The sequence below is a fragment of the Buttiauxella sp. AC142 genome (assembly GCF_979253435.1).
In genome coordinates, this window is the sequence record NZ_CEEDCH010000001.1 from 765,931 (window position 1) to 791,120 (window position 25,190).

Here is a 25,190-nt window from a genome sequence, read left to right on the forward strand (position 1 = left end):
CATGGGCTTGAAGCATTTATTTGAAAAACTAGAGCCGCACTTCACGCAAGGCGGAAAGCTAGAAAAGTACTACCCGCTCTTTGAAGCGACGGCGACACTGTTTTATACACCCGGTATCGTTACGCCTGGTGCTTCCCACGTTCGTGATGCAATCGATCTGAAACGCATGATGATCCTGGTGTGGTTTGCGGTGTTCCCGGCCATGTTTTGGGGTATGTACAACGTCGGGCTACAAACGATTCCGGCCCTGAACAAAATGTACGGCGCGGAACAACTCCAGCAGGTGATTTCATCTGACTGGCATTATGTTGTCGCGCAGTGGCTGGGGGTGAACTTCACGCCGGATGCTGGCTGGTTAAGCATGATGACCCTTGGGGCCGTGTTCTTCCTGCCAATTTACATCACGGTATTCCTGGTAGGTGGTTTCTGGGAAGTGCTGTTTGCCATCATCCGTAAACATGAAGTTAACGAAGGTTTCTTCGTGACCTCCATCCTGTTTGCGCTGGTGGTTCCTCCGACGTTACCTCTCTGGCAAGCCGCGCTCGGTATCAGTTTTGGCGTGGTGATTGCGAAAGAGATCTTCGGTGGCACGGGGCGTAACTTCCTCAACCCGGCACTGGCGGGGCGCGCGTTCCTGTTCTTCGCTTACCCTGCGCAAATCTCCGGTGATTTGGTGTGGACGGCGGCAGATGGTTTCTCCGGCGCGACCCCACTTTCACAGTGGTCACATGGCGGCGGTGAAGCGCTGGTTAATGTTGTCTCTGGCCAGCCTGTAACCTGGATGGATGCTTTCCTCGGTAACATTCCGGGTTCCATTGGTGAAGTTTCCACGCTGATGATCCTGATTGGTGGCGCGATAATCCTGTTTGGCCGCGTCGCTTCCTGGCGCATCGTGGCGGGTGTTTTGCTTGGCATGATTGCCACTGCCACTTTGTTTAACTTCATTGGTTCTGAAACCAACCCGCTATTTGCGATGCCGTGGTACTGGCATCTCGTGCTGGGTGGTTTTGCTTTCGGCATGATGTTCATGGCAACCGACCCGGTTTCAGCCTCGTTTACCAATAAAGGTAAATGGTGGTATGGGGCGCTTATCGGTGTGATGTGTGTCCTGATTCGAGTTGTAAACCCGGCCTATCCAGAAGGGATGATGCTGGCGATCTTGTTCGCCAACCTCTTTGCACCGCTGTTCGATTATCTGGTGGTGCAAGCCAATATCAAGCGGAGGAAGTCGCGTGGCTGAAGTAAAAAGTAACGATAGCATTGGCAGAACGCTGCTGGTGGTGCTGGTGCTTTGCCTGGTGTGTTCCGTTGTGGTGGCTGGCTCTGCTGTGGGGCTGAAAGCTCGCCAGCAGGAGCAAAAAGCGCTCGATAAGCAGCGTAACATCCTGGATGTTGCTGGCTTAGCAACGCCAAAAATGACCGGCGAAGATGTCAAAACAATCTACGAATCACGTATTACACCGCGTTTGCTCGATCTGAAAAGTGGTGAGCTGCTGGATAAAGACTCGTCTAAATTTGACCAGGCTGCGGCGCTGCGTGACCCTGAACAAAGCGTCACGCTCTCTTCAAGCGAAGACCGCGCCGGGATAAAACATCGCAGCAATATCGTTGAAATTTATCTGGTGCGTGATGAGCAAAACAAAGTGAAGGAAGTCGTGTTGCCAGTTTATGGCAAAGGCTTGTGGTCGATGATGTATGCCTTTGTTTCGCTGCAAACTGATGGCCGGACGGTGAAAGGCATCACTTACTACGACCAGGGCGAAACCCCAGGGTTGGGTGGTGAGGTTGAAAACCCGAACTGGCGTGCGCAATGGATTGGCAAGAAATTGCTGGATGATAACGGTCAGCCTGCGCTACGCGTGGTGAAAGGCGGAGCGCGTCAGGGCGATGAATATAGTGTGGATGGTTTGTCTGGCGCGACGCTGACGGCAAACGGGGTACAACATACTTTTGATTTCTGGATGGGTGAACTTGGTTTTGGTCCTTTCCTGAAACAAGTACGTGAAGGAGCGCTCAATAATGGCTGATATTTCAGACATGAAAGAGGTCAAACGGGTTCTGGTTAGTCCTCTTGTGGATAACAACCCAATTGCCTTGCAAATACTCGGTGTCTGTTCGGCGCTGGCGGTCACGACTAAGCTGGAAACGGCATTCGTAATGACCATCGCGGTAACAGTGGTGACGGCATTCTCCAGCATGTTCATCTCAATGATCCGTAACCTGATCCCTAACAGTGTGCGAATCATTGTGCAGATGGCGATCATTGCTTCGTTAGTTATCGTCGTGGATCAGATCCTGCGTGCTTATGCTTACGAGATTTCCAAACAGCTTTCCGTCTTCGTCGGCCTGATCATCACTAACTGTATCGTGATGGGACGTGCTGAAGCCTACGCCATGAAGTCACCGCCGCTGGCGAGCTTTATGGATGGTATTGGCAACGGTCTGGGCTATGGCGTGATTCTGTTGCTGGTTGGCTTCCTGCGTGAGCTTATCGGCAGCGGTAAACTCTTTGGTATCACGGTGCTGGAAACGGTTCAGAACGGTGGCTGGTATCAGCCAAACGGGATGTTCCTGTTAGCGCCGAGTGCGTTCTTTATTATCGGCCTGCTGATTTGGGCCTTGCGTACGCTTAAGCCTGCGCAGCAGGAAAAGGACTAACTGACTATGGAACATATGATTAGTCTGTTTGTGCGCGCAGTGTTTATTGAAAACATGGCGCTCGCGTTCTTCCTTGGTATGTGTACCTTCCTTGCAGTTTCCAAAAAGGTTTCCACTGCATTTGGATTGGGTATCGCAGTGACCGTGGTGTTAGGGATTGCTGTACCTGCGAACAACCTGGTTTATAACCTGGTGCTTCGTGACGGCGCACTGGTTGAAGGCGTTGATCTCAGCTTCCTCAACTTCATCACCTTTATCGGTGTGATTGCGGCGTTAGTTCAGATTCTTGAGATGATCCTCGATCGTTTCTTCCCGGCACTTTATAACGCGTTGGGTATCTTCCTGCCGCTCATTACCGTTAACTGCGCTATCTTCGGTGGCGTGTCGTTTATGGTGCAGCGTGATTACAGCTTCGGTGAATCCATTGTCTACGGCGTGGGCTCAGGAGTGGGCTGGATGCTGGCCATCGTTGCGATGGCGGGGATCCGCGAAAAGATGAAATATGCCAATGTGCCCGCAGGATTGCGTGGCTTAGGAATTACCTTTATCACCACTGGATTGATGGCGCTGGGCTTTATGTCATTCTCCGGTGTGCAGCTATAAGGGCATAAACGTATGGAAATTATTCTTGGCGTGGTGATGTTCACGCTAATTGTTTTGGCTCTGGCGTTGTTGATTTTGTTTGCCAAGTCAAAGCTTGTTAACTCCGGCGATGTGCTGATTGAGATTAACAACGAAGCAGACAAACAGTTCCATGCTCCGGCTGGCGACAAGCTGCTGAATACGCTTTCAAACCAAGGGATTTTCATCTCTTCGGCTTGTGGTGGCGGCGGTTCATGTGGGCAATGCCGTGTGACCATTAAAGAGGGGGGCGGTGATATTCTGCCGACCGAGCTTTCGCACATCACCAAGCGTGAAGCGAAAGAGGGTTGCCGTCTTGCGTGTCAGGTCGCTGTGAAACAGGACATGAAAATTGAGCTGCCGGAAGAAATATTCGGCGTGAAAAAGTGGGAGTGTGAAGTTATCTCTAACGATAACAAAGCAACTTTCATCAAAGAGCTCAAGCTGCGTATTCCTGATGGCGAAGTTGTGCCGTTCCGTGCCGGTGGGTATATCCAGATTGAAAGCCCGCCTCATGAAGTTAACTATCAGCACTTCGATGTGCCGCAGGAATATCGCGGTGACTGGGATAAGTTTAACCTTTTCCGTTTCAAATCAGTGGTGAAAGAGCCGTGTGTCCGCGCTTACTCGATGGCGAACTATCCGGATGAAGCAGGCATCATCATGCTGAACGTACGTATTGCTACGCCACCGCCGAATGTACCAGATGCTCCTCCAGGCATAATGTCCTCGTACATCTGGTCGCTGAAAGCGGGCGATAAAGTGACAATTTCCGGGCCGTTCGGTGAGTTCTTTGCCAAGGAAACGGATGCGGAAATGGTGTTTATTGGCGGTGGGGCCGGTATGGCGCCAATGCGTTCACACATCTTCGATCAGCTCAAACGCCTTCATAGCACCCGCAAAATCAGCTTCTGGTACGGCGCTCGTTCTCTGCGTGAAATGTTCTACGAAGATGAGTTTGAAAAACTGGCGCAGGAAAACCCGAACTTTACCTTCAATGTGGCACTTTCTGATCCGCAACCAGAAGATAACTGGACGGGCTACACTGGCTTCATCCACAACGTATTATTGGAAAACTATCTTCGTAGCCATCCAGCTCCAGAAGACTGCGAATTCTATATGTGTGGGCCGCCAATGATGAATGCTGCGGTTATCAAAATGCTCAAAGACCTGGGTGTCGAGGATGAGAACATCATGCTTGATGACTTTGGCGGCTGACGGGAGCCATTATGCTGACAGTATTTTTAGCCACCTTTACCATTTTTATTCTGGTGATTTTCGGCATGTCGCTGGGCGTGATCGTAAAGCGTAAAACGCTTCAGGGTAGCTGTGGTGGTATTGCCGCGCTAGGCATGGACAAAGTCTGCAATTGCCCTGAACCTTGCGATGCACGTAAGAAACGAATCGCAAAAGCGGAGCGGCAGGCAAAACTTCAGCAAAACCGCATTATTTAAACCTTCTGAAACCTCCTGCATCTGCGGGAGGTTTTCTTTCTGTCTTTCCTCAATCATAGTTTAACTGTATACTTATCCAGTATAAAAACTGGTGTGAAAAAGTATGCGTAAAATCATTCATGTTGATATGGACTGCTTTTTTGCAGCCGTTGAGATGCGTGATAACCCGAGCTTGCGGGATATTCCATTGGCTATCGGTGGTAGTGCGCAGCGGCGTGGGGTTATCAGCACAGCAAATTATCCAGCGCGTAAATTTGGCGTGCACAGCGCAATGTCGACTGCCATGGCACTCAAATTGTGCCCACATCTGACACTTTTACCTGGGCGTTTTGACGCATATAAAGAAGCTTCCAACCATATCCGCGAAATATTTAGCCGCTACACCTCGCTTATTGAACCTCTGTCTCTGGATGAAGCATATCTGGATGTGACCGCAAGCATGAACTGCCACGGTTCGGCCACTCTCATGGCGAAAGAAATTCGCCAGACCATTTCAGATGAACTTAATCTCACAGCTTCAGCGGGGATCGCTCCGGTCAAATTTCTCGCGAAAATAGCGTCAGACCTTAATAAGCCAGACGGGCAATACGTCATCACTCCAGAAGAAATTCCTGCGTTTTTGCAAACTTTGCCGCTTGGCAAAATTCCAGGCGTTGGCAAAGTGACTGCGGGTAAACTGGAAAGCCTCGGCTTGCGGACGTGTGCCGATGTGCAGAAAACGGATTTAGCGTCTTTGCTCAAACGCTTTGGTAAGTTCGGGCGGATACTTTGGGAGCTAAGCCAGGGTATTGATGAGCGCGAAATTAACAATGAGCGTCAGCGCAAATCGGTAGGTGTTGAGAAAACATTGGCCGAAGACATCCATGATTGGCAGGAGTGTGAAGCCATCATTGAACAACTTTATGCTGAACTTGAGCGACGTCTGAAAAAGGTGAAACCAGATTTATTGATTGCTCGTCAGGGAGTCAAACTCAAGTTTAATGATTTCCAGCAAACCACTCAGGAACATGTCTGGCCCCAGCTCAATAAAGCCGATTTAATCGCTACCGCGAAGCAAACTTGGGAAGAGCGGCGGGGAGGGCGAGGCATAAGGCTAGTGGGGCTGCATGTCACGTTACTGGACCCGCAGTTGGAGCGCCAACTGGTTCTGGGAATATAAAAAAACCCTCTCAATGAAAGGGTTTTTATCTACACGTATTTGGCTTACTTAGCTGGAATTGCTTTTAGCAACTCAGTCAGCAGGATCCAGTACTGGCCTACGCTTGCGATATGAACTTGTTCATCCGGGGAGTGTGGACCCGTAATGGTCGGCCCAATAGAAACCATGTCCATCTCAGGATAAGGTTTTTTGAACAGCCCACATTCCAGACCGGCATGGATAACCATGATGTTTGGCGTTTTGTTGAACAGCTTCTGGTAAGTTTCACGTACCAGCCCCATCACCGGGGAGTCAGCGTCGGGCTGCCAGCCTGGGTAGCTGCCTTTGGCAACACTTTGTGCGCCAGCCAACTGACCCAATGCCTCGAGCATGCCGACCACATAGTCTTTGCCGCTATCAATCAGGGAGCGAATCAGGCAGATAATTTCTGCGCTTTCATCAGTCATTGAGACCACACCCACGTTCAGTGAGGTTTCCACTACACCTTTAACCGCGTCTGAATTACGGATAACGCCGTTTGGCATGGCATTGAGCAGGTTAATGAAAGCATCACGGCTTTTTGCTGTTAGCGCAGCTTTGTCGGTGGTGGTTGCTTCAACCAGGACGGTGGTATTTTTCTCAACGGCACCCAATTCATTTTGCAGAATTGACAGGAACTTAGCTGCCAGATCTTTGAACTGTGCTGCTTTGTCGGCAGGGACTGCGACAATTGCAGAGCCTTCGCGCGAAATAGCGTTACGCAGCGTGCCACCGTTCAAATCAATCAAACGAGCGTCCAGTTCAGCCGCATGTGCAAACAGGAAGCGCGCCAGCAATTTGTTGGCATTGCCCAGACCCAGGTGAATTTCAGCACCTGAGTGACCGCCTTTCAGGCCTTTGATGGTCAGCTTGTAGGTTTCGTAACCCGCAGGAACTGCTTCGCGTTGCAGCGGCAGCGTGGAGATAAAATCAATCCCGCCCGCGCAACCCATATAGATCTCACCTTCTTCTTCAGAATCGGTGTTGATCAGAATATCAGCTTGCAACCAGCCCGCTTGCAGGCCAAATGCGCCATCCATACCGGCTTCTTCGGTCATGGTCAGCAGAACTTCTAATGGACCATGAGCGACAGTCTCATCAGCCAGCACTGCGAGTGCAGAGGCCATACCGATGCCGTTATCGGCACCCAGTGTCGTACCGCGCGCTTTAACCCATTCACCATCAATATATGGCTGAATCGGGTCTTTGGTGAAATCATGGACAGTGTCGTTGTTTTTCTGCGGCACCATATCAAGGTGAGCTTGCAGGACGACCGCTTTACGGTTTTCCATACCCGCTGTTGCAGGTTTACGGATCAGGATATTGCCAACCTGGTCGCGCTCAACATGCAGGCCTTTTTCTTTTGCCCAGGACAGAATATGTTCCGCGAGTTGCTCTTCATGATAAGAAGGGTGCGGAATAGAACAGATTTTGGCAAAAATATCCCACAGTGGTTGCGGAGATAATTGAGACAATTCAGACACGATAAGTCTCCTTGACATCGACTCTGCTGACATTTTTTATTCGTGCAGAGCGGGATTGAACTTAATGAAATACAACACAAGTAAGCATTGTGCGCTGGCTTGAGAATACCACTATAACTGAGGTTGTGACGACCTAAAGCACGTAAAAACCAGAAGGACAGGCCTGCAGCACTGGTTTTTAGTGCGCCAGATCTCTATAATCTCGCGCAACCAAAACCCCTTTGAACATTTTTAAGCCGTTAATAACTGGCTGGGATAATTTCACATGAGCGAAAAATACATCGTCACCTGGGACATGTTGCAGATTCACGCACGTAAGCTTGCAAGCCGTCTGCTTCCTGCTGAACAGTGGAAAGGCATTATTGCTGTTAGCCGTGGCGGCCTGGTTCCTGGCGCATTGCTGGCACGTGAACTGGGGATTCGTCATGTTGATACCGTTTGTATCTCCAGCTATGACCACGACAACCAGCGCGAGCTGACCGTTCTGAAACGTGCTGAAGGTGATGGCGAAGGCTTCATCGTGATTGATGACCTGGTAGACACCGGCGGTACCGCCGTTGCTATTCGTGAAATGTATCCAAAAGCGCATTTCGTGACTATCTTCGCCAAGCCTGCTGGCCAGCCTTTGGTTGACGATTATGTTATCGATATCCCGCAAGATACCTGGATTGAACAGCCATGGGATATGGGCGTTGCATTTATTCCGCCTTTAGCCGGTCGTTAATAGCCTGAGAATTTGCACTGATTTACGCCCGGCATTGCCGGGCGTTTGTGTTATTTAGCCACCGACAGAGTACAATAGCCCCATTCCTGACGTTTGTATGGAGGCAGAAACGATGTCGCAGGCCAATCTTAGCGAAACGCTATTTAAACCCCGATTTAAGCATCCCGAGACGTCGACTTTAGTTCGTCGCGCTCATCATCAAACTGCCCCTGTTATCCAGTCTGCGCTGGACGGCGCAACAGTGCCTCACTGGTATCGCATGATTAACCGCCTGCTTTGGGTCTGGCGTGGCGTCGATGCGCGTGAAATTCTTGAAGTGCAGGCCAGAATTGCAGCCAACTCGGGTGAGCGAACCAATGATGATTTGTATGATACGGTGATCGGCTATCGCGGCGGCAACTGGATCTATGAATGGTCGAAGCAGGCCATGATGTGGCAACAGCGTGCCAATCAGGAAACGGATAAAGTAAAAAGCGGCAAATACTGGTTACAGGCTGCCAATCTTTATAGCATCGCGGCGTACCCACATCTGAAAGGCGATATGCTCGCGGAACAGGCTCAAGTTCTGGCAAATCGCGCATACGAAGAAGCGGCTCCGCGGCTTTCTGGTGGTTTACGTGAGCTGGAGTTTACCATTCCTGGTGGTGGGGCGATTACTGGCTTCCTCCATGTTCCAAAAGAAGGGCAAGGGCCATTCCCGACGGTACTCATTTGTGGTGGCCTGGACGCATTACAAAGCGACTATTACACCTTGTTTGAGAAATATTTTGCGCCTCAGGGCATAGCGATGCTGACCATCGATATGCCATCGGTCGGGTTCTCATCAAAATGGAAATTGACTCAGGACTCTAGCCTTTTACACCAGCATGTTCTCAAAGCGTTGCCGAACATTCCCTGGGTTGATCACACTCGCGTCGCGGCGTTTGGTTTCCGTTTTGGCGCGAATGTTGCGGTACGATTAGGTTATATCGAAGCGCCTCGCCTGAAGGCGGTCGCGTGTTTAGGCCCCGTCGTTCATAGCTTATTGAGCGATGCATCACGCCAGGCACAGGTACCAGAGATGTATATTGATGTGCTGGCAAGCCGTTTGGGAATGAATGATGCGTCTGACAGCGCATTGCGCGTGGAATTGAACCGCTATTCGCTCAAAACTCAGGGGCTATTAGGGCGTCATTGCCCAACGCCAATGTTATCTGGTTACTGGGAAAACGATCCGTTCAGTCCAGAGATTGATTCGCGATTAATCACTTCGTCATCATCGGATGGTAAGTTATTGGCGATCCCGTTTAATCCGGTGTATCGCAACTTTGACAAAGCGTTGAAAGAAATTACCAGTTGGATCAAGCAGAGATTACGTTAATGATTTGCTAAATTTCATTGGTTTGGTAAAACAGTTGCTTCACAACAGGAGATCGCAATGACGTTACCGAGTGGACACCCGAAAAGTAGATTGATTAAAAAATTCGCCTCGCTTGGCCCATATATCAGGGAAGAGCAATGTGAAGATAACCGTTTCTTCTTCGATTGCCTGGCTGTGTGCGTCAATGTGAAGCCTGCACCAGAGAAACGTGAGTTCTGGGGCTGGTGGATGGAATTAGAAGCGCAGGAAAAGCAATTTACCTACACCTACCACTTTGGTCTTTTCGATAAAGAAGGTAAGTGGACCCAAACGGCAGCAAAAGACAAAGAAGTGGATGAAAGACTTGAGCAAACACTGCGTGGTTTCCACGAACGTTTACGAGAGTTACTCAGCACGCTAGGTCTTAATTTGGTGCCAGCGGAAAATTTTGCAGAAAAGCCGGTTAAGCTTTCTGCATAAACAAAAAAAAGCCCTTCTCTAATGAGAAGGGCTTTTTATTTACAGACTAGAACTGATAAACCATGCCTAATGCGACGATATCATCGCTGCTAATACCCAGCGGGTTATTATCATCCAGTTGGTTGATTTTATAATCAACGAAAGCAGACATGTTTTTATTGAAGTAGTAGGTTGCGCCAACATCAATGTATTTAACTAAATCAGCATCGCCAATTCCTTCGATTTCTTTGCCTTTCTGCTGCACGTAACCCAATGATGGGCGCAGGCCAAAATCAAATTGATATTGAATCACAGCTTCAAAACTTTGCGTTTTATTTGCAAAGCCGCCTGAAATTGGCGTCATATTACGTGTTTCAGAATACATTGATGCGACGTAAATATTATTCGCATCATATTTTACACCAGTGGCCCAGGAATCAGCTTTATTGCCTTGACCACGAGCCATAGCCTGTTGTGCGTCAGTACGGTCTGACGTGGTATATGCGCCGCCCAGTTGGAAATCACTGCCGCCAAAATCGTAAGTCAGGGCGGTGCCGAAACCATCACCGTTCTGTTTAGAAACGTCACGGTTTTCGTTTTTGCCCTGATATTGCAGAGTCATGTTCAGGCCATCTACTGCACCAAAGAAATCAGTGCTGCGAAACGTTGCCAGGCCTGATGCTCGCTTAGTCATAAAGTTATCTGTTCTGGCTGAAGAGTCTCCGCCAAATTCAGGGAACATATCAGTCCAGGCTTCCACGTCGTACAACGCACCAAGGCTACGACCATAATCAAATGAACCGAAATTAGCATATTTCACACCAGCAAAAGCATAACGCGTTTTCGTGGTGGAACTGCCTTCGTCTTTATTTCCTGAAAACTCAGCTTCCCATTGACCATAACCTGTTAATTGATCATTAATCTGAGTTTCCCCTTTAAAACCGAAGCGAACATAGGTCTGGTCGCCATCCTTAGTGTTGTCATCGCTTAAATAATGCATCGCTTTGACTTTTCCATAGACATTAAGCTTGTTGCCATCTTTATTATATATTTCCGCAGCCTGAGAAGATGCTGATGCAACAATGCCCAATACCATTAATGCCAGAGTGGTCTTTTTCATTTTTCATCCCAATAGTGTTTACGCGCTAAATTTAATCGGGAAATATCCCGTTAAAAAACGCAGAGAGTTTTATCGTTTTGAGATGAAAGATTTATGACAGAGTAAGATAAAGTTTAAATAAAAGTAATAAATTTTAATTGTCATAAATATGTCAAATTTTGCCGCTACGTTACTCAGTCCATTACGCAAACTTCGCTGTTTTCCTTGCCGGGACGGTTGGCAAGCCGCATGACTCCTGTTACAACGTCATCTGACATTTTACTCGTCATGCTTCAAGCTACAGGGTCGTTGGCTGCATTCTTTCACCCCAGTCACTTACTTTAGTAAGCTCCAGGGGATTCAATCTCTTGCCGCCTACCTGTAACTCGAAGTATTTAGAGTATAATTTTTCCAATTTCGTTTAAACGGCAGAGAATCATGAGTGACAGCCAGACGCTGGTGGTTAAACTAGGCACTAGCGTATTAACCGGTGGCTCGCGCCGCCTGAATCGGGCTCATATCGTTGAGCTGGTGCGTCAGTGCGCACAACTCCATGCCTCAGGGCATCGTATTGTTATTGTCACCTCCGGGGCGATTGCCGCGGGGCGCGAGCATTTGGGATACCCCGAACTCCCCGCAACCATCGCCTCTAAGCAACTGCTTGCGGCGGTAGGGCAAAGCAGGCTGATTCAACTTTGGGAACAGCTGTTTTCTATCTACGGCATTCATGTTGGGCAAATGCTCCTGACACGTGCTGATATGGAAGATCGCGAACGCTTCCTGAACGCTCGTGACACCCTTCGTGCGCTGCTAGATAACAATATTGTGCCGATAATCAACGAAAACGACGCTGTCGCAACAGCAGAAATAAAAGTCGGTGATAACGATAACCTTTCCGCGCTGGCCGCGATCCTGGCGGGCGCTGATAAACTATTGTTGTTGACGGATCAACAAGGTCTGTTTACTGCTGACCCGCGCAATAATCCTGCTGCTGAATTAATCAAAGAAGTCCACGGTATTGATGACGCATTGCGTGCCATCGCTGGCGACAGTGTTTCCGGCCTCGGAACTGGTGGAATGGGTACGAAACTGCAAGCGGCGGATGTTGCTTGCCGTGCGGGTATCGATGTTGTGATTGCAGCAGGCAGTAAACCCGGTGTTATTGGTGATGTGATGGCAGGCGTTTCTGTCGGAACCCGTTTCCATGCGCAGCAATCACCGCTTGAGAACCGTAAGCGTTGGATTTTTGGTGCGCCTCCTGCGGGTGAAATTACTGTTGATGACGGAGCTCTGGCCGCGATTCTTGAGCGAGGTAGTTCTTTACTGCCAAAAGGCATCAAGAGTGTAAAAGGCAACTTCTCGCGTGGGGAAGTTATCCGTATCCGCAGCCTGGAAGGGCGCGATATTGCCCACGGTGTATGCCGCTATAATAGCGATGCTTTGCGTCGTATTGCGGGTCACCACTCTCAACAAATCGATGAAATCCTGGGTTATGAATATGGCCCGGTTGCCGTTCATCGTGATGACATGATTGTTAACTAAGGAGCTGGCAATGCTGGAACAAATGGGCAAAGCAGCCAAAGCAGCCTCTTATCAGATGGCACTGCTCTCGAGCCGCGAAAAAAACCGTGCGCTGGAAAAAATCGCAGATTATTTGGAAGAACAAGCAGAGAGCATTTTAACTGCCAATGAGCAGGATTTGGTGGAAGCAAAAGCGAGCGGCTTAAGTGAAGCAATGCTTGATCGCCTGCAACTGACACCGGCGCGTTTAAAAAGTATTGCTGATGATGTTCGCCAGGTATGCAATTTAGCTGACCCTGTAGGCCAGGTTATTGATGGTGGTCTACTGGACAGCGGCTTGCGCCTCGAGCGTCGTCGCGTGCCTTTAGGCGTGATTGGTGTGATTTATGAAGCTCGCCCTAACGTCACTGTTGATGTTGCCTCTCTGTGCCTGAAAACAGGTAATGCGGCGATCCTACGTGGTGGGAAGGAAACGTGGCGCACAAATGCCGCGACGGTAAAAGTGATTCAGCAAGCGCTGACGGAATGTGGATTACCCGCAGCTGCAGTGCAGGCGATTGAAAGCCCGGATCGTGCTCTGGTGAACGAATTGCTGCGTATGGATAAGTACATCGATATGCTGATTCCGCGCGGTGGGGCGGGTCTGCATAAACTCTGCCGCGAGCAATCCACTATTCCTGTTATCACCGGTGGAATAGGCGTTTGCCATATTTTTGTTGATGGAAGCGCTGAATTTACTCCAGCACTCAATATCATCGTTAATGCGAAAACACAGCGGCCGAGTACCTGTAATACGGTTGAAACGATTTTGGTACATCAGGGCATTGCCGGGGCTTTCTTACCGGTATTTAGTCAGCAAATGGCAAAATCCGGTGTCACGCTACATGCGGATGAAAAATCTTTGCCTGTTTTGCAAAATGGCCCTGCAGAAGTGGTACCGGTGAAAGCAGAAAATTATGACGACGAATGGTTGTCGTTGCATCTGAATGTGAAAGTTGTTGCAGATATAGATGGCGCGATTGAACATATTCGCGAGCATGGCACACAGCATTCCGATGCGATCCTGACGCGTACGTTAAGCCATGCAAATCGTTTTGTGAATGAGGTTGATTCTTCAGCAGTGTATGTGAACGCTTCAACTCGTTTCACCGATGGTGGCCAGTTTGGACTGGGTGCGGAAGTGGCAGTGAGTACACAGAAACTTCATGCTCGTGGCCCGATGGGACTTGAAGCTTTGACGACATACAAATGGATCGGCTTCGGCGACGATACTATCCGCGTTTAATCTATATAAAGGTAATACATCTAAATCTGGAAATTATAAGATGATGTATTACCTCTTTTGATTTCAGTCATCACTTTTACTCACTATTCTTCTTGAAGTTAGGATGTTTTTTTAAAACATACCTCTCAATTAACATTCTATTTTTTCCAGTTAATTAAATTGCTATATTAAATAATTGGTTATTTATATTTTCGAAGTTGTGGGAAAAGAGGGTTTGTTATTTGTGTGGTTTATGTTTTTATTTTTGTTGGTCACGTTGTGTTATTAGTCTGTTTCCGTACTTAATCAAGAAACTAATTGAACGAATTGCTTTAGGAACATAATAATCCTCCTGGCTAATACAATTACACGTATTGGTGTTAACTGCTTACTGCATTGACTATTGATGGACCAACATAAGATTAAGTCCCTTGGGAGGGATGACAAATGCATTCTTGGAAAAAGAAACTCGTTGTATCTCAACTAGCAGTGGCCTGCACTTTGGCAATTGCCTCTCAGGCAAGTGCTGCAAGTAATGATGTCTCCGGTACGACATACAATACTTTCGTTCACTACAATGATTCTACTTATACCGATGGTGTTTACTATCAGGGATATACCGGCTGGAATAACTATGATACTGATAGCTTCTACAATGGTGATATTTATCCGGTAATCACTAACTCTACTGTAAATGGTGTTATTTCCACGTACTATCTGGATGATGGTATTTCTACCAACACCAATGATAATAGCCTGACAATCAAAAACAGTACCATTCACGGTATGATCACTTCTGAGTGTATGACCACGGACTGTGCCGATGGTCGTACAGCGGATTATAACTATGACCGACTAGCATTGACCGTTGATAATTCAACAATTGATGACAACTACGAATATTACACCTACAACGGCACGTATAATGACGCAGCAGATACGCATGTTGTAGATGTATACGATATGGGTACGGCGATCACTCTGAATCAGGAAGTTGATCTTGTCATTCAAAATAACTCACACGTCGCGGGCATAACCCTGACTCAGGGCTATGAGTGGGAAGATATTGATGACAATACTGTTAGCACTGGCGTAAACAGTGGTGAGGTGTTCAATAACACAATTACTGTCGCTGATTCTACCGTGACTTCCGGTTCCTGGACGGATGAAGGTTCATCTGGGTGGTTTGGAAACACTGGCAATGCAAGTGATTATAGTAACACTCCTACTGCTGATGATGTTGCGATCGCAGCTATTGCGAGCCCGTATGCTGACAATGCCATGCAGACAACCGTAAACCTCAGCAATTCTACGCTGATGGGTGATGTTTTCTTCTCAAGCAACTTTGATGAGAACTTCTTCCCGAACGGTGCTGATTCTTATCGTGATACCGATGCCAATGTTGATACTAACGGTTGGGATGGCACTGATCGCATGGATGTTACCCTGAATAACGGTAGCAAATGGGTTGGCGCAGCCATATCTGTACATCAGGTTGAAATTGATACTGATGAAGATGGTGTCAATGACTCTTATACTTATGCACCAGGCACTGATGCAACTGCAACACTAATCGATATCGCAGCTAATAGCCTGTGGCCATCATCAACTTACGGTATCGATAACGCTGATACTGCATATGATGAAGGTCATGTTGCTGGTAACGAAGTTTATCAGAGCGGCCTGTTCAACGTAACGCTGAACGGTGGTTCAGAATGGGATACTACCAAAGCATCTCTGATTGATACGCTGAATATTAACAGCGGTTCTCTGGTAAATGTGGCTGATTCCTCTTTGGTTTCTGACTCGATTACTCTGACCGGCGGTTCTGCTCTGAAAATCGGGGAAGATGGTCATGTTGCAACTGACTCTTTGACTATCGACAACAGTACCGTATCTCTGGCTAATGATGTTTCTGCTGGCTGGAATGTGAGTGATGCTGCTTTGTATGCAAACACCATCACTGTAACCAACGATGGTCTGTTTGATGTGAATACCGATCAGTCAAGCTCAAGCTCATTCCGTACTGATGTACTGAACGTGACCAGCACTACTGATGCTTCCGGTAATATCCACGCGGGTACTTTCGACATTCACAGCAACCGTTATGTGCTGGATGCTGACTTGAGCAATGACCGTACCAACGACACTTCTCAGTCTAACTACGGCTACGGTGTTATTGCCATGAATTCTGATGGTCACTTGACCATTAACGGTAATGGCGACGCTTATGATGTTGATCAGTCAGAAGCAGGTCAGAACGAAGTCGATAATGTTGGTGACAACGTTGCTGCCGCAACCGGTAACTATAAAGTGCGTATTGACAACGCAACTGGTAAGGGCTCAGTCGGTGACTATAACGGTAATGAGCTGATCTATGTGAACGACAACAACAGCACTGCGACCTTCTCTGCGGCCAACAAAGCAGACCTGGGTGCTTACACTTATCAAGCTGAGCAGAACGGTAACAGCGTTGTTCTGAAGCAGGATCGATTGACTGACTACGCCAACATGGCGTTAAGTATCCCTTCTGCAAATACTAACATCTGGAACCTGGAGCAAGATGCTCTGGCAACACGCCTGGCAAATGGTCGCCATACGCCAACAGCTGATGCTGGCGGTGCATGGGTCACTTACATCGGTGGTAGTTTCTCCGGCGATACTAACGTCTTGAACTATGACCAGGATGTTAATGGCATCATGGTTGGCCTGGATACTGTGGTTGAAGGTAACAGTGCTAAGTGGACTGTTGGTGCTGCGGCAGGTTTTGCTAAAGGCGATATCAGTGATAACAGCGGCCAGGTTGATCAGGACAGCCAGTCTGCCCGTATCTATTCCTCTGCTCGCTTCCAGAACAACATCTTCCTTGATTCAACGTTGAGCTATAGCCATTACAGCAATGATTTATCGGCTACCATGAGCAACGGTGCTGCGGTTAGCGGAGATGCTTCTTCTGATGCCTGGGGCTTTGGTATGAAGCTGGGCTACGATCTGCAACTTGATCAGCACGGCTATTTGACTCCATATGCTTCTATCTCTGGCCTGTTCCAGGATGGTGACAACTACCAACTTAGCAATGATATGAAAGTGGGTAGCCAGTCTTACGATAGCATGCGTTATGAGTTAGGTATGGATGCTGGTTATACCTTCGACTATGGTGATCAGGCTCTGACCCCGTACTTCAAACTGGCTTATGTCTATGACGATTCAAACAGCAATAGTGCTGATGTGAATGGTGATAGCATAGACAATGGAGTTGAAGGTTCTGCCGTTCGTGTAGGATTAGGTACTCAGTTTAGCTTCACCAAAAACTTCGCTGCTTATGCTGACACTAACTACCTGGGTGGTGGTGATGTTGATCAAGACTGGTCTGCGAATGTGGGTGTGAAGTACACCTGGTAATAATATAGAAATAGCTTAGTTCAGAGATATAATTTCTTGCGCCTCATTAATATTATATCTAATCCGAGTTAAATGTTTATAATAAATGCCTGTCTCTAATAGTGACGGGCATTTTATTAACCTCCCCCCAAGATAAAGGAATATCTATTATGTATACAAAACCATTGACCCAGCTCGAAAGTATTCGCAGCAGGTTGGTGGGGGTTGGCAAGATGTTTACCGTGCCAGCGGACAGTGAATTTAGTATGTTCAATGAAAAAGGCGAGGCATTAATATTGTTTTTTAGTGAGGGGAGTATTCTATTACACAGAGAAAAAAATGATGTTTTGATGGAGCTTGTTTCTTCACCAACATTAATCGGCATGGCGAATGTATTTCATAAGTCTCATATTGAATATCGCATAACAACTCAAACCGATTGTCAGGGCTTTTCTCTTCCAGTAAGTCAGGCTTTTGAGGTCATAGAAAAAAATAAATTATGGCAACAAGCATGTCACTGGACAACATATCTTTTACGCAGTTTTGAGCAGCGTGATGCTAACTTCGTCGGAGCCACTACTTATTCACAAATTCGGGCCACTTTACTTTTGATGGACTCATGGAGTCCCGATCTTCGAGCCCGTACAGGCGTGATTAATTTTATACAAAAAAGAACAAAAATATCACGCTCAGTCATTGCGGAAATATTGTCCGCGCTTCGCAAAGGAAACTATATTGAGATGGAAAAAGGCAAGCTGAAATCAGTGAGTCATTTACCAAGTAGTTATTAAAAAAGCAGGTCGATTTATCGACCTGCTCAGTTATTAAGATGCTGGATTTACTTGTGGTATGAAACCGCTTAATTCTGAAACTAAATCATTCACACCGTCACTCATATTCACAAAACGAGTTAATGGTGAGCGAGTGACAACGACAAAAACACCCACATTACTTTCTGGAACCATCGCCATATAGGTGATAAAACCGCCTCCGCCGCCAGTTTTCTGCACAATACCCGGACGACCCTTTTTAGGTGCCATATACACCCAACCCAGTCCTAAAGCATCTGCTTTTCCCGGTACATCCATACCAATAACTTTAGTCAATTGCGCACGTTGATAGATAAGAGTCTGCATTCTGTCGGCTTGGGTATTGCGACGGTGGAAGTCAGAAGTCAGGAATTGTTGCATCCAACGCATCATATCGTCTGGCGTGGAATAAACTCCGCCGCTACCAATGGCTGCGAGAGTGTTATCACAAGGGCTGGCTCCTTTTTCCGCCACCATCAAGCGTTTGCACTGATCGGGCGAGGGCGTGAATGTGGTGTCCTTCATGCCGAGGGGACGGGTAATCTGTTCTTCAAATAAAGCGGGATAAGGCTTCCCGGCTGCACGTGCCAACGCGTCCGCAAGCAAATCAAAAGCTAAATTTGAATAAGAGGCGATAGTTCCAGGAGCACTTTTTAAACTCGCAGTGGCAAGCCAATTCCAACGTTGATCGCGCGTGGGCCAAGTAAACACGGTGCGATGAGCGGCACCGCCGGGCTGTTCGCGAGGTAAAGCACTGGTATGTGTTGCCAGATTCACCAGAGTGATAGGTTTACCGTTGTATGTGGGAACTCTGGCACCTGCGGGAGCGTATTTGCTCAACGGATCATTCAGTTGAACTTTGCCCTGATCTAACATTTTGACCAACATTTCGCTGGTCATTAGCTTGCTCAGGGAAGCAATGCGGATAACCGAGTCCAGTTGCGGGCGAACGTTATTGCCAGGCCTGGTTTCACCGAAGCTTCTGAAAACGCGCTGATTACCATCGATCACCACCATCGCCATACCAGTCGCACCAGTACCGTAATAAATATGATTGGCATAACGGTCTGTAATATCTGAAGCAAAAACAGGATCGGGTGAAGTTTGTGCAAAGCTCAAAATTGGCAGCGCGGCAATAACGAGCGCAGCTAAGCGCGGGAGACGAATTTTCAACGCAGGTAACCCATTAGACGAAGTGGAGCGATATTGATTGATCGTATTTATACTACTCTACAGCGCTGCGCAAACGTGGAAAATGAGGAATGTGATGAGAAAAAACGTAACGTGGCATTTCAGCGAGTTTTTTGTGCGTTAATTCGCCTGCGCTGCCAACAAAGTAAAAGATAAAATCAGACATTCTTAGGTTCTTTTATGAGCGACAAACAGCTTATAACTCCTATAACTGACGGAATAGGACGAAATTCGCAAAAAAACTGACAACATCTATACATGGCTTGATTAGAAAATGCGTATCATCAGAGCCACTATAATGACCGTGCTGCAACTATTACCGCCGGGTGGCGTCTTAGTCATGGCAATCGCTGTACCGCTAATGATTCAGTTCCTTATGCGATACACACTAATCACGCATACAGAAGTTGATAATGTCTAGCAAACAGTTTTTCCGAAAAGATCTCCTTCACCCCCGCTATTGGCTGACGTGGTTTGGTCTGGCTATTTTGTGGCTTTGGGTACAACTACCCTATCCCGTATTACTGAAAATGGGTGACGTAATTGGCCGGGCGTCAATGCGTTTCCTTAAACGCCGGGTTTCCATTGCCCGCCAGAACCTCAAACTTTGCTTCCCACACTACAGCGACGAGCAAATTGATAAACTCGTAAAGCAGAATTTCTCCTCGCTGGGGATGGGGTTGATTGAAACGGGTATGGCCTGGTTCTGGTCTGATGCGCGGGTTCGCAAATGGTTTGATGTCAGCGGGCTTGAGCATATCACCGCCGCTTGCGACAAAGGGAAAGGCGTGCTGGCTATCGGCGTGCATTTTATGTCGCTGGAACTAGGGGGCCGTGTGATGGGTCTTTGCCGTCCAATGATGGCGATGTATCGCCCGCATAACAATAAAGCGATGGAATATGTTCAAACCCGTGGGCGTTCGCGTTCCAATAAAGCCATGATCGACAGACGCAACTTAAAAGGCATGGTGAAGGCGCTGAAATCCGGTGAAGCGGTGTGGTTTGCACCCGATCAGGATTACGGCCCGAAAGGCAGTTCATTTGCACCCTTCTTCGCCGTACCGCAGGCTGCAACGACCAACGGGACTTACACCATTGCCCGTCTGGCAAAGCCCGCACTTCTCACGATTGTGCTATACCGCAAATCTGATGGCTCAGGCTATCAGCTGGTTATTGGGGCGGAAATGGACGATTACCCGCTTGATGATGAACAAGCTGCCGCTGAGTACATGAACCGTAAAATTGAACACGAAATCATGCGTGCACCTGAACAGTACCTGTGGTTGCATCGTCGTTTCAAAACCCGACCACCTGGCGCACCTAAACTTTATACCGTTTAATGCTCAAACCGGGTTGTGCTACGCTCTTTCCTTCTGAGACGAAGAGAGCGAAATCATGGCAGCCCTACGTGTACTAATGGTTATTGATATGCAAAATGGGGTGTTTGATGCCCCTCGTCATAATCGTGAAATGTGTACAAAACGTATTAACCAGCTGATCAACGCCGCCGATAAAGTCATTTTTATCCAGCATACTGAACAAGGGCTGGAACAAGGGACAGCGGCATTTGCTTTGTTGCCCGAACTTCATCAACCTGCTGATGCGCTTTATGTCACCAAAACTGCATGCGATGCGTTTTATCGCACAGACCTTGAAGAAGTTCTCACCCGTCATCAAATAAACGAATTTGTGGTGTGTGGTTGTGCAACGGATTATTGCGTTGACGCTACTATTAAAAATGGAGCCAGCCGTGGTTATGCTATGACTGTCGCCCTTGATGCCCATACCACAGCAAATCGTCCGGCGGCTCTTGCCGAAGTGTTGATCGAGCATTACAACGATGTCTGGCGCAACTTTACGATTCCGGGAAATACTCTGCGAGTAAAAACGACCGCAGATATCCTCACCGACTGGTAAAGCACCCTTAGCCTGACATCTCTTGATACAACATTGAGCGAGCCTTATCGCGCCCGGGTGGTCATAACAATAAGAGTTTGTTTTCAGGAGTGTTGTAGATGTTTAAATCGTTTTTCCCTCGTCCGACAGCCTTTTTTCTGTCGGCTTTTATTTGGGCGATGATCGCCGTTGTTTTCTGGCAAGCTGGCGGAGGCAATTGGCTTCAACGTTTGGGTGGAGCCTCAAATGAGGATCCTATTAGTGCTGCGCGTTTTTGGTCATTAAAATCGCTGGTTTTCTACGGTTTCTATGCTGTTAGTGTGGGCTTGTTTTATCTATTTTGGTCTATTTATTCCCCGCATCGTTGGCAGCGCTGGTCGATACTTGGTTCAGCACTCATTGTGTTCGTCACCTGGTTTTTAGTGGAAGTGAGCGTTGCCATTAACGCCTGGTATGCGCCATTTTACGATCTGATTCAGCAGGCGCTCAGTGCTCCTCATAAAGTCACTATCAGCCAGTTTTACAGTGAGCTAGGTATTTTTCTCGGCATTGCGTTAATTTCAGTGACCGTTGCGGTGTTAAATAACTTCTTTATTAGCCACTATATTTTCCGCTGGCGTACGGCAATGAACGAATATTATATGGAGCATTGGCAACGCCTTCGACATATTGAAGGTGCTGCGCAGCGTGTGCAGGAAGACACCATGCGCTTTGCTTCTACGCTCGAAGATATGGGGGTCAGCTTATTGCAGTCGATCATGACCCTGATAGCCTTTCTTCCTGTGCTTGTCGCGCTTTCTCCGCACGTGCCAGAACTGCCGCTCGTAGGGCATTTACCGTATGGGCTGGTTATTGCGGCGATTGTCTGGTCTGTGATGGGAACCGGCCTGTTGGCGGTTGTGGGGATTAAATTACCTGGATTGCAGTTCAATAATCAGCGTGTTGAAGCTGCTTATCGTAAAGAGCTGGTTTATGGCGAAGATGATCCATCACGCGCAGCGCCTCCGACGATTAAAGCTCTCTATAATGCGGTGAGAGAGAATTATTTTCGCCTTTATTTCCATTACACCTACTTTAATATTGCCCGTATTCTCTATCTGCAAGTCGATAATATTTTCGGGCTCATTTTGCTGTTCCCGTCTATTGTGGCCGGAACGATTACCCTCGGTCTAATGACGCAAATAACCAATGTGTTCGACCGCGTGCGCAGTGCATTCCAGTATCTAATTAACTCGTGGACTACGCTGGTGGAACTGATGTCCATCTACAAGCGTCTGCGCAGTTTCGAGCGCACTTTGCACGATATACCTGTCGAAGAAGCGGGTGAGATAGTCTAAAAGAAAACGGGCGGATAAATTCCGCCAGTTTGATTTAATGCCCTGCAGATGGTGCGCTCGGTGCGCCCGAACGAACAAACGGCGGCCGGGCAAACCAAATCACGATAATCAGCGCCATAAACCCCCAACCTAAAATCCAGAAGTAGTCGATGGTCGACATCATGTAGGCCTGCTGCTCAATGGTTTTGTCTATAAACGCCATGTGTTGCTGCGTTGCTCCACCCATTTTATCCAGATAATCCACCGCTGCTGGATTGTAGTTGGAGACGCTCTCAGTAAGGTTCGCATGGTGGAAGACTTCACGGCGCGACCAAATCCAGGTCGTCAATGACGAAGCGAAAGAACCACCCAGCACGCGGAAGAACGTTGCAAGGCCTGAACCTTCCGCGACTTCTGCACCGTTCAGATTCGACAGCACAATGGTGGTAATCGGCATAAAGAAGAACGCCACGCCAATCCCCATAAACAGCTGCACTTCAGCGATGGTGCGGAAATCCACGTCGGTATTAAACTGCGCGCGAATCAGGCACGAAGCCCCCATTGTCAGGAATGACAGCGAGGCCAGAATACGCAGGTCGAACTTGGTTGCGTAACGCCCGATGATCGGCGTCATGATAAGCGGCAGCACACCCATTGGTGCGGCAGCAAGACCAGCCCAAATCGCTGTGTAACCCATCTGCGTTTGTAACCACTGCGGCAGAATAATGTTGATGGCGAAGAACGCCGCATAGCCCAATGTCAGTGAAAGCGTACCGATAGCAAAGTTCCGATCTTTGAACAGGCGCAGGTTCACAATCGGGTGCCGCTCGCCCAGCTCCCACATAACAAACGACACCAGCGAAATCGCCGAAATCACCGACATAATGATGATGTGCGTCGAGGAGAACCAGTCCAGATCGTTGCCTTTATCCAGCACCACCTGCAACAGCCCCACGCCCAGAACCAATAGCGCGATACCGATATAGTCGATTGGCGCGTGAGTCGTGGTTTCTTCGCGAGCACGCATCTGCGTCCAGACCACAATCGAAGCAAATATCCCAATCGGTACGTTGATATAGAAAATCCATGGCCACGAGTAGTTATCGGTAATCCAGCCGCCGGTAATCGGGCCGACAATAGGCGCAACGACCGTCACCATCGACAGCAACGCCAGCGCCATACTGCGTTTGCTGGAAGGGAAGATCACCAGCAATAACGTCTGGCACATTGGAAACATCGGCCCGGCGAAGAAACCTTGCAGAGCACGAAAGAAAATCAGCTCGGTCATACTGTGGGCAAAGCCACACAGGAACGAGGTGAGGGTGAACATCACCACCGAGCCGATAAACAGCTTCAGTTGCCCGAAGCGACGGGTAAACCAGCCGGTTAACGGCAGAGCGATGGCGTTACATACCGCAAACGAGGTGATGACCCATGTGCCTTGATCCGCACTCACACCGAGATTACCGGCAATAGTGGGCAACGCCACGTTTGCGATGGTGGAGTCCAGCACCTGCATAAATGTTGCCAGCGATAGCGCGAGCACCGCCAGCCACATATTGGGAGGCGTGAATGCAGCCTTATCTTGCATAACGTCTCTCTTAATGGGCGCTTGATGCTACCGCATTACTGTTGTCATGAAGGATTTTCGTCACCAGTTTGTCAGCCGCTTCCAGCGAATCTTGATAGACATCCGTGGTGAAACGAGGCGTGCTAACCGTTTGCTGTGGCAGCAAATGACCCTCTTCATTATTGCGAATATCTACGCGGACATTCATCGACAAACCCACACGCAGCGGATGCTTCTGCATATCATGCGGATCTAGCGTAATACGCACTGGTAAACGCTGAACAATCTTGATCCAGTTGCCGCTGGCATTCTGAGCTGGCAGCAGGGAAAACGCGCTGCCGGTACCAATGCCCAGGCTCTCAATGGTGCCGTGATATTCCACGTCATCACCGTATAAATCGGCGTTGATCGTGACTTTTTGCCCCAGACGCATCGTGTTCATCTGACTTTCTTTGAAGTTGGCGTCCACCCAAACTTCATTAAGCGGCACGATGGCCAGCAGCGTTGTGCCTGAAGTGACGCGCATACCCAGTTGCACCGCGCGTTTAGCGACGTAACCGCTAACAGGGGCCACAATCGTGGTACGTGCATTATCAAGGTAACGCTGGCGAAGCGTTGCAACGGCGGTTTTGATTTCCGGGTGGGTATCAATCACGGTATCGTCGACCATCGCAAGGTTGGTCCGCAATGTCTGTTGCGCGGCGGCTAAATCACTTTGTGCGCTGGTAACTGCATCGCGGTAATGCGAAAGATCTTCTGCAGCAATTGCGCCAGTTGAGAAAATTTTCTGACGACGCGCATAGTCATTTTGAGCGGTTTGCAGGGCCACCTGTTTCGCGGCAACTTGCGCCCGGTAGTTATCCGCGGTGCTGTATAAACCACGAACCTGCCGTACAGTATTTGCCAGACTGGCTTCCGCTTGTTGCAGTGCTATTTTGGTATCGCTGGGATCAAGCAAAACGAGCGGTTGGCCTTTCTCAACGTAATCCCCTTCGTCAGCCGTCACTTGCGTCACCGTGCCGTTAATTTGCGGAGTGAGCATGACCTGATTGCCGTTTACATAGGCATCGTCTGTCGACTCGTAGTAACGCGCATATAACAGATACCAGGCCAGACAACCCGCGGCTGCCAGCACTAGAATCAGGATAAAAATAATAAAATTACGTTTGCGCTTGCTGGAACGCTTAACGTGCACTTCTGGATTGGTTTCCATCTTTTGGCCTTTAT

Annotated in this window: 22 protein-coding genes; 17 read left to right on the top strand and 5 right to left on the bottom strand. The window is 48.3% G+C overall.

The window, feature by feature from the left end:
* Position 1 precedes the first annotated feature (1 nt).
* The 7 genes from AC0IWZ_RS03455 (at position 2) to dinB (ending at position 5,892) form a co-directional block, all read left to right on the top strand.
* On the top strand, positions 2-1,240 hold the full coding sequence (locus tag AC0IWZ_RS03455) for an NADH:ubiquinone reductase (Na(+)-transporting) subunit B (RefSeq protein ID WP_471678151.1): 1,239 nt from the start codon (positions 2-4) through the stop codon (positions 1,238-1,240).
* Positions 1,233-2,027: a Na(+)-translocating NADH-quinone reductase subunit C gene (locus AC0IWZ_RS03460; RefSeq protein ID WP_034493592.1), complete on the top strand. Its 795-nt coding sequence runs from the start codon at positions 1,233-1,235 to the stop codon at positions 2,025-2,027. Before AC0IWZ_RS03455 ends, AC0IWZ_RS03460 begins: the two co-directional genes overlap by 8 nt.
* Positions 2,020-2,658 (top strand): NADH:ubiquinone reductase (Na(+)-transporting) subunit D, encoded by a 639-nt coding sequence (locus tag AC0IWZ_RS03465; protein ID WP_081908371.1) that lies wholly within the window; start codon positions 2,020-2,022, stop codon positions 2,656-2,658. Before AC0IWZ_RS03460 ends, AC0IWZ_RS03465 begins: the two co-directional genes overlap by 8 nt.
* Before the next feature lie 6 nt (positions 2,659-2,664).
* Complete coding sequence (gene nqrE, locus AC0IWZ_RS03470) at positions 2,665-3,261, top strand: NADH:ubiquinone reductase (Na(+)-transporting) subunit E (RefSeq protein WP_034493595.1); 597 nt, start codon at positions 2,665-2,667, stop codon at positions 3,259-3,261.
* Between the two features lie 12 nt (positions 3,262-3,273).
* A complete protein-coding gene (nqrF, locus tag AC0IWZ_RS03475; protein ID WP_471678150.1) occupies positions 3,274-4,497 on the top strand; it encodes an NADH:ubiquinone reductase (Na(+)-transporting) subunit F in 1,224 nt (407 codons plus the stop codon).
* Between the two features lie 11 nt (positions 4,498-4,508).
* Positions 4,509-4,733 carry a (Na+)-NQR maturation NqrM gene (gene nqrM / locus AC0IWZ_RS03480; protein WP_410372404.1) on the top strand — a complete coding sequence of 75 codons (225 nt, stop codon included), beginning with the start codon at positions 4,509-4,511 and terminating at the stop codon, positions 4,731-4,733.
* Positions 4,734-4,836: 103 nt separating this feature from the next.
* Complete coding sequence (gene dinB, locus AC0IWZ_RS03485) at positions 4,837-5,892, top strand: DNA polymerase IV (RefSeq protein ID WP_471678149.1); 1,056 nt, start codon at positions 4,837-4,839, stop codon at positions 5,890-5,892.
* A 44-nt stretch (positions 5,893-5,936) separates the two neighbouring features.
* Here dinB and pepD read toward each other — a convergent pair whose 3' ends face one another.
* On the bottom strand, positions 5,937-7,394 hold the full coding sequence (gene pepD / locus AC0IWZ_RS03490) for a beta-Ala-His dipeptidase (RefSeq protein WP_471678148.1): 1,458 nt from the start codon (positions 7,392-7,394) through the stop codon (positions 5,937-5,939).
* Positions 7,395-7,659: 265 nt separating this feature from the next.
* On the opposite strand from pepD, the gene gpt reads away from it, so the two are divergent.
* The 3 genes from gpt to crl all read left to right on the top strand — a co-directional run bounded on the left by gpt (position 7,660) and on the right by crl (position 9,937).
* Positions 7,660-8,118: a xanthine phosphoribosyltransferase gene (gene gpt, locus AC0IWZ_RS03495; protein WP_034493602.1), complete on the top strand. Its 459-nt coding sequence runs from the start codon at positions 7,660-7,662 to the stop codon at positions 8,116-8,118.
* 112 nt (positions 8,119-8,230) lie between these two features.
* Positions 8,231-9,478: an esterase FrsA gene (gene frsA, locus AC0IWZ_RS03500; RefSeq protein ID WP_034493604.1), complete on the top strand. Its 1,248-nt coding sequence runs from the start codon at positions 8,231-8,233 to the stop codon at positions 9,476-9,478.
* A gap of 57 nt (positions 9,479-9,535) precedes the next feature.
* A complete protein-coding gene (gene crl / locus AC0IWZ_RS03505; protein ID WP_034493607.1) occupies positions 9,536-9,937 on the top strand; it encodes a sigma factor-binding protein Crl in 402 nt (133 codons plus the stop codon).
* Positions 9,938-9,983: 46 nt separating this feature from the next.
* Here the strand turns inward: crl and phoE are convergent, their stop codons facing one another.
* A complete protein-coding gene (gene phoE / locus AC0IWZ_RS03510) occupies positions 9,984-11,036 on the bottom strand; it encodes a phosphoporin PhoE (protein WP_034493609.1) in 1,053 nt (350 codons plus the stop codon).
* A 417-nt stretch (positions 11,037-11,453) separates the two neighbouring features.
* On the opposite strand from phoE, the gene proB reads away from it, so the two are divergent.
* The 4 genes from proB to AC0IWZ_RS03530 all read left to right on the top strand — a co-directional run bounded on the left by proB (position 11,454) and on the right by AC0IWZ_RS03530 (position 17,972).
* Complete coding sequence (gene proB, locus AC0IWZ_RS03515) at positions 11,454-12,557, top strand: glutamate 5-kinase (RefSeq protein ID WP_471678147.1); 1,104 nt, start codon at positions 11,454-11,456, stop codon at positions 12,555-12,557.
* Between the two features lie 10 nt (positions 12,558-12,567).
* The gene (proA, locus tag AC0IWZ_RS03520; RefSeq protein WP_410372400.1) at positions 12,568-13,821 is read left to right on the top strand and encodes a glutamate-5-semialdehyde dehydrogenase; all 1,254 of its coding nucleotides are present in this window, start codon (positions 12,568-12,570) and stop codon (positions 13,819-13,821) included.
* 426 nt (positions 13,822-14,247) lie between these two features.
* Entirely contained in the window at positions 14,248-17,202 is a 2,955-nt protein-coding gene (gene ehaB / locus AC0IWZ_RS03525; RefSeq protein ID WP_471678146.1) for an autotransporter adhesin EhaB, read from the top strand.
* Positions 17,203-17,351: 149 nt separating this feature from the next.
* The gene (locus tag AC0IWZ_RS03530) at positions 17,352-17,972 is read left to right on the top strand and encodes a helix-turn-helix domain-containing protein (RefSeq protein WP_034493630.1); all 621 of its coding nucleotides are present in this window, start codon (positions 17,352-17,354) and stop codon (positions 17,970-17,972) included.
* Between the two features lie 33 nt (positions 17,973-18,005).
* On the opposite strand, the gene ampH is transcribed toward AC0IWZ_RS03530, so the two are convergent.
* On the bottom strand, positions 18,006-19,163 hold the full coding sequence (gene ampH / locus AC0IWZ_RS03535) for a D-alanyl-D-alanine-carboxypeptidase/endopeptidase AmpH (protein ID WP_034493632.1): 1,158 nt from the start codon (positions 19,161-19,163) through the stop codon (positions 18,006-18,008).
* 431 nt (positions 19,164-19,594) lie between these two features.
* Between ampH and lpxP the strand changes: the two genes are divergently transcribed.
* The 3 genes from lpxP to sbmA all read left to right on the top strand — a co-directional run bounded on the left by lpxP (position 19,595) and on the right by sbmA (position 22,414).
* Positions 19,595-20,521, top strand: coding sequence for a kdo(2)-lipid IV(A) palmitoleoyltransferase (gene lpxP, locus AC0IWZ_RS03540; RefSeq protein WP_259268175.1), 927 nt, complete (start codon positions 19,595-19,597; stop codon positions 20,519-20,521).
* Positions 20,522-20,576: 55 nt separating this feature from the next.
* A complete protein-coding gene (locus AC0IWZ_RS03545; protein WP_471678145.1) occupies positions 20,577-21,098 on the top strand; it encodes an isochorismatase family protein in 522 nt (173 codons plus the stop codon).
* Positions 21,099-21,196: 98 nt separating this feature from the next.
* On the top strand, positions 21,197-22,414 hold the full coding sequence (gene sbmA / locus AC0IWZ_RS03550; RefSeq protein WP_471678144.1) for a peptide antibiotic transporter SbmA: 1,218 nt from the start codon (positions 21,197-21,199) through the stop codon (positions 22,412-22,414).
* A gap of 34 nt (positions 22,415-22,448) precedes the next feature.
* On the opposite strand, the gene AC0IWZ_RS03555 is transcribed toward sbmA, so the two are convergent.
* Positions 22,449-23,984: a DHA2 family efflux MFS transporter permease subunit gene (locus AC0IWZ_RS03555; protein ID WP_034493641.1), complete on the bottom strand. Its 1,536-nt coding sequence runs from the start codon at positions 23,982-23,984 to the stop codon at positions 22,449-22,451.
* 10 nt (positions 23,985-23,994) lie between these two features.
* Positions 23,995-25,176 carry an EmrA/EmrK family multidrug efflux transporter periplasmic adaptor subunit gene (locus AC0IWZ_RS03560; protein WP_471678143.1) on the bottom strand — a complete coding sequence of 394 codons (1,182 nt, stop codon included), beginning with the start codon at positions 25,174-25,176 and terminating at the stop codon, positions 23,995-23,997.
* Positions 25,177-25,190: the final 14 nt, after the last annotated feature.